The following is an 18,727-nucleotide window of genomic DNA, read 5'->3' on the forward strand; positions in this document are numbered from 1 at the left end:
CTAAATTATTTAATAAAAATGTTTAAATCTATCAAAACAGGAGTTCTTGCTATTGTTTTAATTGGAACTGCAATTATTGCTAAAGCCCAAAAAGCTTTCGAATCCGGAACAATCATCTATAGTGTTGAATACCAACTATCTGATGATCAGAAAAAAGCCATAGACCCCTCTGTACTTCCGTCTGAAAGTAAAGTAGAATTTAGCGGAAACCTAGCTAAAGTGCAAATTGATATGGGTATGGCTATGTTAAAGGTAATCAGTGATGCTTCAGTTAACAGTGCATTAGTTCTTGTAGATATACCAATGATCCAAAAACAATATGCAGCTAAGATGTCAAAGGAAGATGTTGAAAAACAACATGGCTCCATAAAATATAGTGATTTTAAGGCTACAGGAGAGCAGCAAAAGATTGGTGATTATAATACTGAGAAGTATACATACAAAGACAATAATGGTACTGAGTATGAGTTATGGGCCACAAAAGAAATTAAGTTACCTCTAGGAGCAAACCCTCGTGGTTTTACAGATCTGAAAGCTACTGCCGTAAAATTTGTTAATATTCAGGATGGTGTTAAAACACTAATGACCTTAAAAAAGGTGACTGACGGAAAAGTTGGTCCGTTTTCTCTAGAGGTTCCTAAAGGATATGAATTAAAAACTATGGAAGAATTAAAAGCAATGAGAGGCGGAAACTAACCCTTTAAATAAAAATGTTAAAAAGTCTGCTTTTTTTTCTTCGGTTCTTCCTTTTTTGGCTGTTATTCTTTTTTGTTGACCGCCTTATATTTATACTCATTTATCATGATAAGCTAACTACTGTACCATTTAAAGAAACTGCAGCTACCTTTTATCATGCTATACCTTTAGATTTATCCATGACGGCCTATATCGCCGTCATTCCACTTTTAAGCTATATATTCTGGTTATTAAATGGCAGAAAAGTAGTAGAACTAAAGTGGATATCAATTTACAACCTTGTCCTTGTATTTGCTTGCAGCGTTTTATCTGTTGTCAATTTCAATATTTATCGGGAATGGGGCAGTAAAGTAAATGCAAAGGCAATGAGTTTTGCATTTAATTCTCCAACGGAGGCAATGGCATCCAGCGCCTCTTCTCCCATAGGCTTATCTATTTCATTATTAATCCTGCTATTTGTTATCGGCTTTTTTCTACAACGTTATATGGTTTCCAGAAAACTGAGCTTTACTCAAAGCCCCATCTGGTTAAGGGCTATTCTTTGTGTGGCTTTATTATTTGGAAACTTTTTACTTATTCGTGGTGGACTACGGGGCTCTCCAATTACTCAGAGCATGGGTTATTTTTCAAAAGAACAATTACTGAATAACGCCTCAGTAAATACAGAATGGAATCTAATTTCAAGTGTTCTGGCTTCTAAAATGACAAAAAATAACCCCTATTTATATCTGGACAGCAAAGAGGCTGAAAACAAAATCAAAGACTTATATACACCAACTAAGGACAGCACTATTCATATTTTGAATACAAAGCGGCCTAATGTAGTTCTTGTTATTATTGAAAGTTTTACAGCTGATTTAACAAAAACACTTGGAAATGAAGATGGCATTACGCCACACTTTGATACACTCATTAACAAAGGTGTCTTCTTCAGTCAGATTTATTCGGCTGGAAACAGAACTGACAAGGGGCTTATAGGAACACTTGCTGGTTTCCCTACATTGGCAAGCGGCAGTATCGTAAAATGGCCTGAAAAAATGCAAAAGCTCCCTGCTATTTCACAATCATTATTAAATAATGGATATAAAACCTCATTCTTTTATGGTGGAGAATCAGAGTTTGATAATTATAAGGCCTTTATTTTAAGCCATAATTATCAAAAACTCGTAGACAAGAACAACTTTGAAGGTAACAATATGAAAACCATCTGGGGAAAATATGATGAGGTGGTATTTGACAGACAACTTAATGACTTAAACAAAGAGAAACAACCTTTCTTTTCTACAATTTTAACCCTCACCAATCATGAACCTTATTTTTTACCCGGAACATCGAAATTTGGGAAAGCAGATAATGCAGCTAAATTTAAGAGTACGGCTTATTATACAGATTCTTGTATCAATGCCTTTCTAACAAATGCAAAGAAACAACCATGGTATAAAAACACTCTTTTTGTATTTGTAGCAGACCATGGGCACTCATTACCCAAAAACAATAATGAAATATCATCTCCCCAACGTTACCATATTCCACTTTTATTTTTTGGAGATGTGATTAAAGATGAATTTAAAGGCCGTCAGTTTGATAATGTGGGTAGCCAAACTGATATCGCAGCGACTCTACTGAGCCAAATGGATATCCCTACTAAGCAATTTACATGGAGTAAAAACTTACTTAATCCATATAGCAAACCTTTTGCTTTTTTTAGCTGGGATAATGGAATGGGCTTTATAGACAATAAACAATGTGTTACATTTGATAATGTAGGCAAAATGGTGCTATATAACAGTAATGATAAAAATGTAGATCAGACATCAATAACATTAAATTATGCTAAAGCATACCTACAAACCGTATATCGTCAATTTATAGAATTTTAATAAAATGAATTTCAGAAACATCACTTTTAAGCTGGTACTAATTGTACTAATTGGCTTTTATGGAAATGCTTTTGCTCAGAATAAACCTGAACTTAAGTGGACAAAAGATGGAAATGGTTACTACCAGATGATCAATGGTGAACTGGCATCTATTTCAATCCTGGAAAATGATCGTAAAACAATTGTGAGTCGTGAATTACTTTATAATAATGGTACTAATCCAGGTCGAATCACAGATTTCCAAATCTCTGAAGACGGTACCAAAGTGCTCTTTTATACCAATAGCAAAAAAGTTTGGCGTTACGAAACACGTGGGGATTACTTTGTGGCTGATTTAAAAGCCAATACTTTTACTCAAGTAGGAAAAGGTAAACCAGCATCTTCTTTAATGTTTGCTAAATTTTCACCAGATGGTAATAAGGTGGCTTATGTAAGTCAACATAATCTTTATGTAGATGACCTGCAAACTAAGAGCAGCAAGTCATTAACTACTGATGGCACTGACAGAATCATCAATGGAACATTTGACTGGGTTTATGAAGAAGAATTTGACTGCAGAGACGGTTTCAGATGGAGTCCTGATGGTCAATCTATTGCATACTGGCAAATTGACGCCAGAAAAATCAAAAACTTTCTTATGATTAATAATACTGATTCTATTTATGCTTTTACCATTCCTGTTGAATATCCTAAAGTAGGCCAAGACCCTTCATCATGCAAAGTTGGAATAGTAAATATTGCCAGTGCTCAAACTAAATGGCTAAATATACCAGGAGATCAGGTGCAAAACTACATACCGCGCATGGACTGGATTCCTAAGAGCAATGAAGTAATTTTACAGCAATTGAACAGAGAGCAAAATGTAAGCAAACTTTATGTTGCCAATGCCACAACTGCCGCTGTTGACAATATTTATTCTGAAACTGATAAAGCATGGATTGATGCCGCAAAGGATTGGCAATGGATCAATGAGGGTAAGGAGTTTATATGGTTAAGTGAAAAAGATGGATGGAGGCATGCTTACCGAATCAGTAAAGATGGCAAGAAACAAACACTGATTACCAAAGGAAATTTTGATGTGATTGAAAATTCCATAATTGATGAAAAAAACAACCTGCTTTACTATATGGCATCGCCTTTAAATGCCACACAGAAATACCTTTTCAAAATTAAGTTAAGTGGAGGTGGTAAACCGGAAATGGTTACTCCCTCAATATTACCAGGTACTCATACTTACGAAATTTCGCCAAATGCAGTATTTGCACGCCACACTTACACTAGTGCTTTAGTCCCTCCCATTACAGAATGGATGCGTTTAACAACTTTAAACCCGCTTACCATGGCTGGCAGTATCACTAATCAGCTAGGGCGAATAAAGCCACCTAAAAACAAGGTAGAATTCTTTAAAATCAAAACTGAAGATGGAATTGAATTGGATGGCTGGATGAAAAAACCTGATAATTTTGATCAAACCAAAAAGTATCCTGTAGTGTTCTATGTTTATGGAGAACCAGCTGCACAAACTGTTACAGATACTTATGGCGCTGGCCGAAACTGGCTATATGCTGGTGATATGCCGAAAGATGGTTATGTATATATCTCTATCGAAAACAGAGGTGCACCTGCCCCAAAAGGAAGAGAATGGCGTAAAAGCATTTATAAGAACATCGGTGTACTGAATATTCGTGATCAGGCAATGGCTGCTAAAAAGATTATAGAATGGCCATTCATTGATAAAGACAGAGTTGCAGTCTGGGGATGGAGTGGTGGTGGTTCTTCAACCTTAAACCTAATGTTCCAGTATCCTGAGATTTATAAAACAGGCATTGCTATTGCAGCAGTGGGTAATCAACTTACTTACGATAACATTTATCAAGAACGTTATATGGGTTCTCCATTAGTGACAAAAGAAGCCTACATCAAAGGTTCTCCTGTTACCTATGCTAAAAACCTAAATGGTAATTTGCTTTATATTCATGGTACTGCAGATGACAATGTACATTACCAGAATGCAGAAATGCTTATTAATGAGTTAATTAAAAACAGAAAGGTATTTCAAATGATGTCATACCCCAACAGAACTCATAGTATTAATGAAGGAGAAGGAACGTCAGAACATTTATCTCTCACCTATACTCGATTTTTACAACAGTATTGTCCAGCTGGAGGAAAAAGTAAATAACATGTTTTACTTATTTTTACATACATGATTTTTCTCGAAAACGAGCATTTAAAGGTTTCATTTGAAAATAAGGGAGCAGAATTACGATCCCTGGTAAACAAACAAAACAATATCAACTATTTGTGGAATGGTAATGCTACCTACTGGGCTAAGTTTAGTCCGGTATTATTCCCAATTGTAGGAGGATTAAAGGATAATACATATCATTTTGAGAACAATACATATCAGTTACCTAGACATGGTTTTGCAAGAGATCAAGATTTCGAAGCGATAAGTATCAATGATACAGAGCTTGTTTTTAAACTTAACCAAAATGAAGAAACATTAAAGAATTATCCATTTCAGTTTATTCTTCAACTGAGATACCGCTTGCAAGGTTCTCAATTATCCTGCACCTATGAAGTACGTAACCCATCTCAGGATAATTCTTTATGGTTTTCTATTGGCGCCCATCCAGCATTCTCAGTACCGCTAAAAGAGGATTTACTATATACCGATTATTTTTTGGAGTTTAACAAAGATCATTCGTTAGCATCCCATAAGATAAAAAATGATCTAATTACCAATGAAACTTTAAATATTGAAATAATTAAAGGAAGACTTCCTTTAGCACATGAGCTTTTTTATGATGATGCACTGGTCTTTAAATCATTAAAGAGTAACTGCATTACTTTAGGCACAAAAAAGGACAAGTATGGTCTAAATTTCAAATTTAATGACTTTCCATTTTTTGGTATATGGGCAGCCAAAGATGCAAATTTTGTTTGCCTTGAGCCCTGGTGTGGAGTTGCAGATGGTATTGATCATGAACAAGACCTTAAAAAGAAAGAAGGAATTATAGAACTTGGAGCATTGGAAAATTGGAGTCGGAGCTGGGAAGTTAATTGTTTTTAAACAGGAAGCTGAACAGTAAATCTAGACCCCTTATTTTTTCCATCACTTTCAGCAAATATATTACCTCCATGAGCTTCTACCAGTACTTTTACGATGGAAAGTCCAAGACCTGTTGAACTCTCATTAGCTGTTGGCTGTGCACTTAAGCGCGTAAAACGTTGGAACAGCAGCTTTTTATCTTCTATTGTTAAACCAGGGCCTTCATCTTCAATTACAATTTGCACATAATCTTTTACTAAACTTACTTTTACATATATATTGGTATTAAGTGGGGCATACTTAATGGCATTGTTTATCAGGTTATCTACAACTTCATTTAATCTACCTTCATCACCCTTAATATAAACATCTAACTGAGGAGCAAAATGAATGGTTTGCCCCTTTCTGTCTGCTAGTGGCAAGTTCATCGCTACAACATTGCTTACCAGATAAGAGATGTTCAATTTTACAAGCAGTAGCTTCACCTCACCAGCCTCCATACTCCCTGATTGCAATAACTCATCTATAATGCGAACCATATTTAAACTGGCTATTTTAATCTGGTCACACATAGTATCAACTGTATCAGGATCATGCTTCTTTATCTTAATCAGATCTGCACGAACTGGTATAGTTGTAAGTGGGTTTTTAAGATCATGTGCTGTAGTATTTAGAATATGGTTATGTCTTGCAATAGACAACTTAGAAATAAGCTTTAACTCAATCTGTTCCATCGCGATATCCCTTAAATCCCTTAAAACTTCCTGCTCTTCTTCAGTTAAAGTTCTTGGTTTTTTATCTATGATACAAAATGCTCCCAAATTAAAGCCTTCTTTAGTTTTAAGAGGATATGCTGCATAAAATCTTAAACCAAAATCTCCAACGACTAATTTATGTCCAGTCGTTCTAGGATCTTGTTTAGCATCTTCTACCTGGTAAAAATCCCCATCGAATACAACAGTATCACATAAACCATTCTCACGTTCCATTTGCTGCGTATCAAGACCATAAGAGGATTTAAACCAAACCCTATCTTTATCAACAAGGCTTATTATAGCTACTGGTACTTTCATTAGCTTAGCAGCTAGTTTAGTTAATTTATCACAAGTATTATCAGGAGGAGTATCCAATATACCATACTTACGTAATGCAAGAATCCGCTCTTCTTCAACAGAAGTCAGTTCACGATCAGTATATGTAGCCATGAGATCAATATATAGATGCAATTATAAATATAATACACTTACGCGGTAAATCAAATTAATAAATTATTTAATCACTACAGAAAGTTTACTGGATGTATGTGCATTGAAGACTCCTAATGCATTATTGCTAAAATTTGAAACAGGATTAGAGGGAGATACGGGAGGTCCACCACTCCCATTACTTTGCCCAAGACTATAAAAATATCTATAAACATTCCTATCTATACATTGAAATTCGACATCGAGTTTATCTCCGGCTACCAAATCATTAACATCATAAAATATAACATCAGCCACTTTGTTGCCATCGTTAAATCTATCTTCATTTACTTTATCCTCCTCTATTATACCTTTTACCTTTAAAATATAACGATACTGGTTATTTACGCCAGGTGGATCATTATAATTTACAGCTAGATAATCATTTTCCTCACCAAAAAAATTAAACTTCTTAAATGTAAGTGAATCAAGCGTTACCTTATTTGGCATTGTTGAATATGCTGTATAAGTTTCTCCATCCAAACTAACATCTAACCTGTATCTTTTACCAGGAGTACCTTTCATTTTAATTGTTTGATATATTCCAGGAGAGGTTTCCGTATAATTTATTGAAGCGCCTTCGGGGGTTGTTAATACTACTATAGCACCTCCCACACCATTAAATCTGTTCGGCTCTGTAAAATTGTATGTTTTCGAGATCTTTACGATCTGATTCTCATTCAGATCGTTTATACTCGCATCAATAACAACAATCGGTGTGGCATTATCTAATTTTAAATCAACTACTTTCTCACAACCAACCATTATCGTTGTTGTAAATAAAAGAATGGATATACTGTTTCTGATAATATTCATATTACTTTAAAATCTTGTATGATAACTAAAATTTAAAATTCCAGGTTACCGATGGTATAATTCCAAAAAGAGTAGTTTGCACTGCTTGTGTCTTATTTGAATCGTCTGGATCGTCCTTAAAATCAATAGAGAAAGCATTTTTACGGTTATATAAATTGTATAAACCAAATGACCAGCTCGATTGAACTTTTTTACCTGGTTTCCCTTCAAGTGTTGCTGAAAAATCTAAACGATGGTAAGCAGGAGTACGATGGCCGTTCTTTTCTGTATAATAGAAAACTGTGCGATCATTAATTTGGTATTTACCACTAGGATAGGTAACAGCATTCCCTGTATTGTAAACAAATACAGACGAGAAAGTCCAGCGTGTACTGGCTTTATAAATCCCCACCAGCGATATATCATGTGTCCTGTCTTGTTTTGCATAAAACCACTTCCGGTTATTAATAGCATCAAACTGTCGTTCTGTACGCGACCAGGTATAGCCTATCCATCCATTAAACTTACCAAATCTCTTTTTAAAGAATAGTTCAAGGCCGTATGCTCTTCCATCTCCATATAACAAATCAGCCTCTACATTTCCATTACCCCTTAAATCCGTCCCACTTCGATATTCTATCTGGTTTTGCATCCATTTATAATATACTTCGGCAGAAAACTCATAATTATCATCATTAAAGTTTCTAAAATACCCTGCTGCAATCTGATCTGCTATTTCAGGTTTTACATTATTACTGTTCATTATGTATAAATCTGTAGGAGATGTAGAAGTAGAATTAGACATTAGGTGCACATTTTGAACATTCCGGGTATAAGCAGCTTTTAATGAACTCGAATTATTGAGCTGATAACTTGCAGATAATCTTGGTTCAAGATTAAAATAAGTTTTTACAAATTCACCTGATTTATAAGGCGTACTGCTAATGATATTTCCATCTGTATCATATGATTTAATATTTCCCGGCCCCATCAATGAAAAGCTACTTAAACGTAGTCCATAAACCAGACTCATACGATCATTAACAGTCCATTCATCAGAAATATATGCTGCTAACTCAAGACCTTTACGATCTTCATAATTTGTTTCATTCACACTTGAACTTTCCGTTGCTGTAAGCTTTCCGGGTGCTATGGTATGATGAATAGCATTAACACCGAATTTCAAATTATGACTATTACTAAGGCTATATTCGAAGTCTTGCTTCAGGTTAAAGTCTTTTATAGAAGAATTTACTTCAAAGTTATTCTCCTCCATAAAATTTTGGATTATATAATTATAATTACTGTATATCAAGGAAGTATTTGAGAAAAGTCTATTACTATAAAGATGGTTCCAACGAAGTGTTACTGTTGCATTCCCCCAATTAAAACCAAAAGTATCAGAAAGTCCAAGCTTATCACGTCCAAAATATCCAGAAAGATAAAGTGTATTTTTATCGTCAAGTTGATAGTTTGCTTTCGCATTAAGGTCATAAAAGTATAGTGTATTACTATTTATAGCACTATCTGATGATAATTTTAGAAAAGCATCCATGTATGTTCTTCTGGCACTAACCATAAATGACCCTTTATCTTTTACTATCGGTCCTTCAACTTTAAGACGAGACGAAATTAGTCCAATTCCTCCCTCTGCAGTATACTCTTTTCTGTTTCCATCATTCATTTTAATATCTAATACTGAAGCTAATCTACCTCCATATTGAGCCGGCATTCCTCCTTTATAAACACTAACATCTTTTATAGCATCTGAATTAAAGGTTGAGAAAAATCCTAGTAAATGTGAAGCATTATATACAAGAGCTTCATCTAATAGAATAAGATTCTGATCAGTTGATCCCCCCCTTACATAAAAGCCACTGTTACCCTCTCCTGCAGGTTTTATTCCCGGCAATAGTTGCAAAGTTTTAAGTACATCACGCTCTCCAAGCAAAACAGGCACACTATTAATTTCTTTTACATTTATCTTCTGTAACCCCATCTGTGGGCTACTTACATTTTCATTTCTTTTCAGCCCCGAAATAACCACTTCATTAAGCTGATTGTCTTCCTCTAGTATGAAATTAAAACGTTGATCTTTACTTACACTAATATTCTTTCTGATAGTGTTATAGCCTATAAAACTTATAGAAATTTCATAATTCCCCTTAGGAATATTTAAAGAATAAAATCCATAGGAATTAGTCATAGTTGAAGCTATGTTATCACCAGTTAATTTAACACTTGCACCAATCAAAGTTTCACCCGTTTTTGCATCGCTCACAGTTCCATTGAGTGTTTGTTTATTTTGGGCAGATAAAATTCCTGTCTGAGTAAATAAAAAAAAGAGAATCAGTATAATCCTATAAGTGTTTGGCATAAATAAAATCGTGAATTGTAAAAATAGAAAGATTTCCGGTACCTTACATGTTATGAAAGAATTCTATTGGTCTTACGAGCAAAAAAAATTTCGAGGTATCAATTGGATACCAGAAAGATTTGACAAGGTAATGATCATTGTTCATGGAATTGGAGAACATATAGAGCGTTACGATCATGTTGCAGCATTTTTTATGAAGCAAGGTTTTGCTATTACTGGTATTGATCATTATGGTCATGGTAAAAGCGATGGACCAAGAGGGGCTTCCAAAGGTTTTGAATTTATGTTCGATTACCTGCAGGAGTTTCTACTTCATGTAAAAAAAGAGTTCAATAAACAGGTGATTATGTTCGGACACAGTATGGGTGGTGGTGTATTGACAGGCTTTCTGCTCAAACGTCAGCCAGAATTAATGGCTGCAGTTATTTCAGCACCTGCACTTATTATCGGCACTCGTCCAGGTCCGGCACTTAAAGGAATACTAAAAGTTATCACTTCAATTGCACCAAACATCCGAATTCCTCAAGGGCTTGATATCAATAAAATATCTCATGATAAAACAGTGGTAGAAAAATTCAGAAAGGATCCTTTACGCCACGGAAAATTAAGTTTTAAGCTGGCCAATGACATGATTCAAAATGGCAGTTGGTGTCTGAAACATGCTAAAGATTTACATGTAAAAACCCTGCTAATTCATGGTAATGCTGATGAATTTACAGCCGTAGAAGGCTCCAGACAGTTTGCAGAATCCGCCCCATCACAGTTGATTACATTCAAGGAATGGGATAACTTATATCATGAAATGCACAACGAACCTGAAGGTAAGGAAGTGCTTAGTTATATTGCAAACTGGCTAAAACAGCTGGATAATTAGATTCAATATTTTGGTTTATAAATAAAATCTATCACCGTGAATTACAAAACGCTATTTTTAACAGGACTTATCACTTTATCGAATGTTTATGTCTTTTCTCAGATTAAACAAACATTTATTTACAGCACAAAAGATACTCAGATTTTAAAGTTAGATGTATACAGCAATCAAGAACTTCATGTAAAAAAACCATCGATAATATTTTTGTTTGGTGGAGGATTTGTCAAAGGCAATCGAGATGATAGCTTTTATCTTCCTTACTTTAAAAAACTTGTTGAAAACAATTATAAAGTCATTTCTATAGATTATAGGCTAGGCTTAAAGGGAGAAAAATGGCCCACAGTTTTTAACACAAGCGTCCTTAAAAATGCGATATCTTATGCTGTAACAGATCTTTATGATGCTACGGCATACCTCATTGCAAATGCAAAAGAACTGGGAATCGATACATCCATGGTAATGCTATCAGGTTCAAGTGCTGGAGCAGTAACTATATTGCAAGCTGATTGGGAGAAAAGAAACAACACCTCTATTGCTAAACCGCTTCCTAATAACTTCCAATATAAAGGTGTAATTGCATTTGCAGGATCAATTTTAAGTTATAGCGGTAAACCAAAATATAAAACTCCACCCGCGCCGACTATGATGTTCCACGGAACTAATGACAAAGTGGTTATTTATAACAAAATAAAATTATTTAATAGAGGAATGTTCGGTTCTAGATACTTAGCTAGCTATTTTAAAAAACAACAATACCCATACTATTTCCAGTTTGTAAATAATATGGGACATGAAGTTGCTGGTACACCCATGCATAATAATCAAAATGAAATCCTCTGGTTTATTCGTACTTACATTGAACAAAAAAAACCTTATCAAGTTGAAGTCAACTTTAATGATCTGCAGCTTCATAAATAACCATGGAATAATTATGTTTTCATTCCAATGGTTATTTCCCTATACCTTATATAGTTTTAACGGTATCAAATAAACCGCTCAAATAAATGACTTAGGTCAAGCGAATGACCACCTTCCATTTCGTTCAGTACAACAAATGTTGTTGTATCCCTAACGCAATGTAAACTAGAAAGCTTATTGATCAAGAGGTTATGATAATCATTTAAATCTACTGCAACAATATGTATTAAAAAATCGAACACGCTGTTTATGCGATAAAAATTATATACTTCAGGTATTCTTTTTATATTTTTCAAAAAGGTAGTTACATTGTGATAGTTATTATTTGTGAGATTTACCCCTGTAAAGCATTCGAGATTTTTATTGATCTTAGCTTTGTTTAATATAGCTGTATACTGAAGGATGTAACCATCATTTTCAAGATGGCTAATTCTAGTTGTTACTGCGTTAGGAGATAAGTGAATAATGCGAGAGATTTGCTTGTCACTAATGCGAGCATTATTCTGTAACTGCGTTAGTATATTAATATCTAATTTATCTAATTCGAGTGGCATATAATTTATTTTAATCTTAAGTTAAATGAAGTGTAACGTAATAAAAACTGTCTGTAGATATTTTGTTAACCCAGATTTCTTCATACGAAAACCCCCTCTAAGCCAGCTTAGATAAGAAGGTTGCAAACCAAGGCTATTTGCAATATGCTTAGCAGCAAAGTATTGCTTATCATCTTCTACAAATAATGTTAAAGGTTCTCGATATGACTTACAGAAATCAATTATCTGATTTCTATAAATCCCATAACTACTCACAATCACCTCATTTCTAAATAGTTTTAAAACCTGAAGCATTGGCAAATTTAAGACAGAAGTCTTTGGGCTAAAATCCAGATAGCTATTTAAATAAGCTAAAAAATCAGCCACAACATTTTTACAATTCATACAATTTTTGTTGTTATTAAAATTATTTTTTTCCATATAAACTACACATGTTTCCATGAAAGATCCACACTTATTACAATTTAATTTAAAAATGCAGATTGGTACAGGACTAAAACTATACTCACACAATTGGTGTTAATTCCTATATGGCATTAATAGACTTTACCAGCAAAGGCATATATTGTAGAAAAGGCAATTTCTATATTGACCCATGGCAACCTGTAGATCTTGCTGTAACAACACATGGACATTCTGATCATGTAAAATGGGGCAACAAAGCATACCTATGTCATGAGCTAACTAAACCTGTTCTTATTCAACGTTTGGGAGATGTAAATATTGAAACACTTCCCTATTATAAAGAGATTGATATTAATGGTGTTAAACTGAGCCTTTTTCCTGCTGGTCATGTAATTGGTTCGGCGCAGATCAGACTAGAATACAAAGGCGAGATTTGTGTAGTTTCTGGCGATTACAAAGTAGAGGATGACGGAATAAGTACCCCTTTTGAACCAGTAAAATGCCACACCTTTGTATCAGAAAGCACATTTGGATTACCCATATATAAATGGCAAAATCAACGTCACATTTTTTCTCAGATTAAAGATTGGATTTCCACAAACCGATATCAAAATAAAACAACCGTACTCATTGCTTACAGCTTAGGTAAAGCACAACGATTAATAAAGGGGCTTGATGGTTATGGCAATATCTATGTACACAATTCTATAGCAAATTTGAATGAAGCTTTTATTAAGTCTGGCGTAACCTTACCTAATACCATTCGAATTTTTCCTGAAACAACTAAAGAATCATTACAACAGGGTATAGTAATCGTTCCTCCTGCCATGGCAGAGGGAAGATGGATAAAAAATCTAACCAATGCTGCTACAGGAGTCTGTTCAGGCTGGATGCAAGTTAGAGCAAGTAGAAGATGGCGTAGTGCAGATGCAGGATTTGCACTAAGTGATCATGCTGATTGGCCAGGACTACTGTCGGCAATTAAAGCAACTGAGGCCGATAAAGTATTCGTAACACATGGTTACACTGCTACTTTTAGTAAATACTTAAATGAAATAGGCATAGCAGCTGAAGAGGTAAAAACCCTATATGGAGATGTAAATGAAGAGAATGAAGACAAAATACAGATTAAATGAAACGATTCACTGAACTTATACAGCAGATTGAAATGAGTAACAAAACCAATGATAAAATACAGGCTCTTGTTAATTATTTTGCTGAAGCTGATGATTTAGATAAGCCTTTTGTAATTGCTATGTTCACTGGAAAGCGTCCAAAACGGCCTATAAGCACAGCATTAATAAAACAATGGGCTATCGAATTGAGTGGCATGCCTGAATGGCTATTTTCTGAGAGTTATCATAATGTAGGCGACCTGAGTGAAACAATTGCGCTAATCCTACCTCCTCCAACAGCAACTAGTAACTTTAAACTTCATGAATGGATTAATGAATTATCTGCATTAAACGGTAAAGATGAAACTTTTAAAAAACAGTTTATTCTCAAATCCTGGAACAGCCTGGAAAGCCCAGAACGTTTCATTTTCAATAAATTGATTTCTGGCAATTTTAGAATAGGTGTATCTCATAAAATACTTGTAAATGCTCTTGCAAAACAAAGCGGTATTGAAAGCAGTAAAATTATGCATATTATTATGGGTAAATGGCACCCATCAGAAATTACTTATGATGAATTACTAAAGGGTAGTCATGTTAATACAAATAGCTCCTGGCCTTATCCATTTTGCCTTGCTTATGCGCTTGAAATAACTCCCACATCACTTGGTGATCCTATAGAATGGCAAGCAGAATGGAAATGGGATGGTATAAGGGGACAAATAGTAAAACGTGAAGGAGAACTTTTTATATGGTCAAGAGGGGAAGAACTGGTAACTGAACAATTTCCTGAACTTCATTTCCTTGCACAGGAATTAGATGATGGTACTGTCCTTGATGGAGAAATACTATCAGTAAAAGATGGAAATGTACTACCTTTTAGCATGCTTCAACAGCGGCTCAATAGAAAAACAATAAACAAATCTCAGTTAAATGATACCCCCATTGGTTTTTTTACTTATGACTTACTGGAATATAATGGAAGAGATCTTCGTGATGAGCCATTAATTAAACGAAGAGAACTACTGGAAGTTGTGATTGCACAATTGAAAACACCTAAGATAGTAATGCTATCTCCTGTAGTTATATTTAATGATTGGGAAGATCTGGCAAAGATCCGACAGGGTTCACGCGACATCAACAGTGAAGGAATTATGTTAAAAAAACTAGATTCCTTATATCATGTTGGAAGAAAACGTGGTGACTGGTGGAAATGGAAAGTCAATCCATATACTATTGATACAGTCATGATTTATGCACAAAAAGGAAGTGGGAGAAGGGCTAATTTCTACACGGACTATACCTTTGCTGTAAGAGATGGTGATCAACTGATCACAGTAGCAAAAGCTTATTCTGGTTTAACAGATAAAGAAATAAAAGAAGTTAATGCATTTGTCCTGAAAAATGCCATTGAAAAATTCGGTCCGGTAAGAACGGTTAAACCTGAATTGGTATTTGAAATTGCTTTTGAAGGTATTGCCGAAAGCAAACGTCATAAGGCCGGTTTAGCTTTAAGATTTCCTCGAATTGCCAGATGGCGAAAAGACAAAAAAGCAGAAGAAATAAACACTTTAGAAGATTTGAAACAATTATTGGCTTCAACCCTATCCAACAATACAAATCGATTTTAATTCATGCAACTAGAGAAAAGTAAAGGATACAGACAAGTAATTAAATGGCTAAAACTGAACAAGAAGAAACCATTTGAATTTCAAACAGATGCCTGGCAGTATTATGCTGAAGGGTATTGTGGTCTTGTCAATGCCCCAACCGGTTTTGGTAAAACCTTTTCCATTTTTTTAGCCGTTGTAATTGATGAACTGAATAAAAAACATGAAACCAAAACAACAATCGCAAAAGGAAAAATCATAAAAAAAAAGAGCAATCAAGGTCTAAAACTGATTTGGATCACCCCTTTAAGATCATTAGCTAAAGACCTTGCTCGAGCTATGAATGAAGTCTGTACAGAACTGAAACTAGATTGGGTTATTGGTGTTCGAAATGGAGATACATCCCAAAGTGAAAAACTTAAGCAGAAAAAACAAATGCCAGAGGTTTTGATCATTACTCCAGAAAGCATTCATTTATTACTGGCTCAGAAAAATGCTTTCAGCTATTTTGATCAACTGCAATGCATCGTTGCTGATGAATGGCATGAACTTCTAGGAAGTAAACGTGGCGTAATGACGGAACTTGCTATCTCCAGAATTAAAGGTCTGCTCACCGAAATGCACCCAGAGCGCTTATTAAGAATATGGGGTATTTCTGCAACTATTGGCAATATGGAGCAAGCAATGGAAGTTTTGGTTCCATATAATAATGTACTAAAAACCATTATTAAAGCAGATATGGAGAAAAAAAATGAAATCCACTCTATCTTACCTGATCATATTGATATGTTGCCCTGGGCTGGCCACCTAGGACATAAACTGGCACACAAACTTTTACCCATTATTTACAAAAGTAAAACAACACTTATTTTCACCAATACTCGGGGACAAGCTGAATTATGGTACCAAACTCTGCTTGCACAAGATGAAACTCTTGCAGGCCAACTAGCTATTCATCATGGTTCTATCGATCATGAGCTAAGAAACTGGATAGAGGACGCTATTCATACAGGACTACTTAAAGCTGTTGTATGTACCTCCTCTTTAGACTTAGGGGTAGATTTTAAACCGGTTGATACGGTTGTACAAATTGGATCGCCAAAAGGTGTGGCTCGTTTTTTACAACGTGCAGGCAGAAGTGGCCATTCTCCTCATGAAACTTCTAAGATATATTTTTTACCCACACACGCACTTGAGCTGGTTGAGGCGGCTGCGATTAAAGAGGCTGTAAAGACACAGGACATAGAGAGTAGAGAACCCATTGTTATGGCATTTGATACCTTAATTCAATACTTAGTAACCATAGCCGTAGGTGACGGTTTTGATGATGAGAAAATATTCTTTGAAGTAAAACAAACCCATTCTTTTAAAGAGTTATTACCTCAGGAATGGAAATGGGTGATGCAGTTTATTACTACAGGTGGTACCAGCTTAACAGCTTACAATGAATTCAGTAAAGTCAGCAAAGATATTGATGGACTTTGGAAAGTTAAAAATCGTCAAATTGCCATGCGCCATCGCTTACATATCGGCACAATAGTTAGCGATGCAATGCTAAAAGTAAAATACCTAACGGGTGGTTTTATTGGGATGATTGAGGAATCTTTTATTTCAAGATTAAAACCTGGAAGTAGTTTTACACTTGCAGGTAAAGTGCTTGAATTTATTATGGTTAAAGAAATGATGGTTCTGGTTCGTAAAAGTAAATTAAAACAAGCTATTAGTCCAAGTTGGCTAGGTGGACGAATGTCACTAACTGCAAACCTGGGTGCCTTACTAAGAAAAAAATATAATGAGACACTTCATAAAACACACGGAGAAATAGAATTGGATTTCATTTTACCTTTATTTGAACAACAGGCAAAAGTTTCCCATGTCCCTAAAAGTGATGAATTTCTGGTTGAATTAATTAACACTAAAGATGGTTATCACCTCTTTGCCTATCCATTTGAAGGTAGACAGGTCCACGAAATTATGGCGGCATTGATTGCTTACAGATTAAGTATGATAAAACCGATCACTTTCTCTATTGCCATGAATGATTATGGCTTTGAGTTGCTGAGTGAACAACCTATTCCTTTGAATGAGGATAGCATTAAATCATTATTTACTCCCTTGAATCTAAGTAATGATATTGTAGCTAGCATTAATTCTACTGAAATGGCACGTCGTAAATTCAGAGACATCGCTTGCATCTCAGGTCTTGTTTTTCAGGGTTATCCCGGGAAATATGTCGCAAATAAACACTTACAGTCTTCAGCTGCTTTATTTTTCAATGTTTTTAGTGACTATGATAAACATAATTTACTTTTAAGACAGGCTTATGATGAAGCATTTTACCAACAGATTGAAGAACCACGACTGGCTGCTGCATTAAACCGTATACAAATTAGTAAAATAATTATTGTTAAAACCTATCGTTATACACCTTTATGTTTTCCAATTAAAGTAGACAGCTTAAGGGAAAATATGAGTTCAGAAGAATTGAGTCAACGTATTGAAAGGATGACTGCTGAATCTGAAAAAAGATTATCCCCAACCCAACGTAAAAACAAACAAAGAAAATGAATATTAAATGTAGAGGTGAACAGTTTATCCTTAATAAGGAAAGAGCAATTTATTGGCCTGCTAAACACATGCTAATTATAAGCGACCTTCATATAGGAAAAACTGCTTACTTCAGGAAGTCTGGGATTCAAGTACCAGATACTGTTGGATTGACAGACTTACAGCGTCTAACTTCATTAATAAAAGAGTTTCATCCGGAAAATTTACTTATTACAGGTGATATGTTTCATAATAAAATAAACAGCGATGTTAATGCTTTTATGGAATGGAGAAGAAGCTACTCTAACTTAAATGTTATATTGATAAAGGGAAATCATGATACTTTAAGGCACGAGGATTACCTAGCTTTAAATATCGATTACCATGCTAAAGAATTATGTTGTGCACCTTTCCGGTTTATTCATGATATACCCGAAGAAATTGATGAATTTTATAATATCTCAGGCCATATACACCCAGGTATTATATTATATGGTAAAGCAAAGCAACAATTAAAGTTTCCTTGCTTTTATTTCGGTAAACAACAAGCCATACTACCTGCTTTTAGTATTTTTACAGGATTAAAAATTATGAAACCACAAAAAGGAGACTTAGTTTTCGTACTTACCCCCAACAAAATTATACAAGTTTAAATAT

The 18,727-nt window shown here is 34.8% G+C and carries 15 protein-coding genes; 10 read left to right on the forward strand and 5 right to left on the reverse strand.

Going from position 1 to position 18,727, the window contains the following annotated elements; genetic code table 11:
- The first annotated feature begins 18 nt into the window (after positions 1 to 18).
- From WC623_RS13245 to WC623_RS13260, 4 genes are read left to right on the forward strand one after another with little or no spacing between them, the layout of a single operon-like run.
- On the forward strand, positions 19 to 696 hold the full coding sequence (locus WC623_RS13245; protein ID WP_372851772.1) for a hypothetical protein: 678 nt from the start codon (positions 19 to 21) through the stop codon (positions 694 to 696).
- A 14-nt stretch (positions 697 to 710) separates the two neighbouring features.
- Entirely contained in the window at positions 711 to 2,576 is a 1,866-nt protein-coding gene (locus WC623_RS13250; protein ID WP_372851774.1) for an LTA synthase family protein, read from the forward strand.
- Between the two features lie 4 nt (positions 2,577 to 2,580).
- Complete coding sequence (locus tag WC623_RS13255) at positions 2,581 to 4,758, forward strand: S9 family peptidase (RefSeq protein ID WP_372851776.1); 2,178 nt, start codon at positions 2,581 to 2,583, stop codon at positions 4,756 to 4,758.
- A gap of 24 nt (positions 4,759 to 4,782) precedes the next feature.
- Entirely contained in the window at positions 4,783 to 5,652 is an 870-nt protein-coding gene (locus WC623_RS13260; RefSeq protein WP_372851778.1) for an aldose 1-epimerase family protein, read from the forward strand.
- On the opposite strand, the gene WC623_RS13265 is transcribed toward WC623_RS13260, so the two are convergent.
- The 3 genes from WC623_RS13265 to WC623_RS13275 form a co-directional block, all read right to left on the reverse strand.
- Positions 5,649 to 6,836, reverse strand: coding sequence for an ATP-binding protein (locus WC623_RS13265; RefSeq protein WP_372851780.1), 1,188 nt, complete (start codon positions 6,834 to 6,836; stop codon positions 5,649 to 5,651). The genes WC623_RS13260 and WC623_RS13265 overlap by 4 nt on opposite strands.
- A gap of 63 nt (positions 6,837 to 6,899) precedes the next feature.
- The gene (locus WC623_RS13270) at positions 6,900 to 7,691 is read right to left on the reverse strand and encodes a DUF4249 domain-containing protein (protein ID WP_372851782.1); all 792 of its coding nucleotides are present in this window, start codon (positions 7,689 to 7,691) and stop codon (positions 6,900 to 6,902) included.
- A 25-nt stretch (positions 7,692 to 7,716) separates the two neighbouring features.
- Positions 7,717 to 10,047, reverse strand: a complete 2,331-nt coding sequence (locus tag WC623_RS13275; RefSeq protein ID WP_372851784.1) for a TonB-dependent receptor domain-containing protein — start codon at positions 10,045 to 10,047, stop codon at positions 7,717 to 7,719.
- Between the two features lie 52 nt (positions 10,048 to 10,099).
- Between WC623_RS13275 and WC623_RS13280 the strand changes: the two genes are divergently transcribed.
- Together WC623_RS13280 and WC623_RS13285 are read left to right on the forward strand one after the other, a co-directional pair.
- Complete coding sequence (locus WC623_RS13280; protein WP_372851786.1) at positions 10,100 to 10,921, forward strand: lysophospholipase; 822 nt, start codon at positions 10,100 to 10,102, stop codon at positions 10,919 to 10,921.
- 36 nt (positions 10,922 to 10,957) lie between these two features.
- Entirely contained in the window at positions 10,958 to 11,839 is an 882-nt protein-coding gene (locus WC623_RS13285) for an alpha/beta hydrolase (RefSeq protein WP_372851788.1), read from the forward strand.
- Between the two features lie 65 nt (positions 11,840 to 11,904).
- On the opposite strand, the gene WC623_RS13290 is transcribed toward WC623_RS13285, so the two are convergent.
- Positions 11,905 to 12,393 carry an Lrp/AsnC family transcriptional regulator gene (locus WC623_RS13290; protein ID WP_372851790.1) on the reverse strand — a complete coding sequence of 163 codons (489 nt, stop codon included), beginning with the start codon at positions 12,391 to 12,393 and terminating at the stop codon, positions 11,905 to 11,907.
- Between the two features lie 21 nt (positions 12,394 to 12,414).
- Positions 12,415 to 12,813 (reverse strand): hypothetical protein, encoded by a 399-nt coding sequence (locus tag WC623_RS13295; protein WP_372851792.1) that lies wholly within the window; start codon positions 12,811 to 12,813, stop codon positions 12,415 to 12,417.
- Positions 12,814 to 12,923: 110 nt separating this feature from the next.
- Here WC623_RS13295 and WC623_RS13300 point away from each other — a divergent pair, with 110 nt between their 5' ends.
- The 4 genes from WC623_RS13300 to pdeM are packed head-to-tail and all read left to right on the forward strand — an operon-like array spanning position 12,924 to position 18,723.
- On the forward strand, positions 12,924 to 13,934 hold the full coding sequence (locus tag WC623_RS13300) for a ligase-associated DNA damage response exonuclease (protein WP_372851794.1): 1,011 nt from the start codon (positions 12,924 to 12,926) through the stop codon (positions 13,932 to 13,934).
- A complete protein-coding gene (locus WC623_RS13305) occupies positions 13,931 to 15,544 on the forward strand; it encodes an ATP-dependent DNA ligase (RefSeq protein WP_372851796.1) in 1,614 nt (537 codons plus the stop codon). The genes WC623_RS13300 and WC623_RS13305 overlap by 4 nt, the downstream gene beginning before the upstream one ends.
- 3 nt (positions 15,545 to 15,547) lie before the next feature.
- Positions 15,548 to 18,091, forward strand: coding sequence for a ligase-associated DNA damage response DEXH box helicase (locus WC623_RS13310; RefSeq protein WP_372851799.1), 2,544 nt, complete (start codon positions 15,548 to 15,550; stop codon positions 18,089 to 18,091).
- A complete protein-coding gene (gene pdeM / locus WC623_RS13315; protein ID WP_372851801.1) occupies positions 18,088 to 18,723 on the forward strand; it encodes a ligase-associated DNA damage response endonuclease PdeM in 636 nt (211 codons plus the stop codon). The genes WC623_RS13310 and pdeM overlap by 4 nt, the downstream gene beginning before the upstream one ends.
- Positions 18,724 to 18,727: the final 4 nt, after the last annotated feature.

Origin of the sequence: Pedobacter sp. (assembly GCF_041645105.1) — a bacterium.
Lineage (GTDB): Bacteria > Bacteroidota > Bacteroidia > Sphingobacteriales > Sphingobacteriaceae > Pedobacter.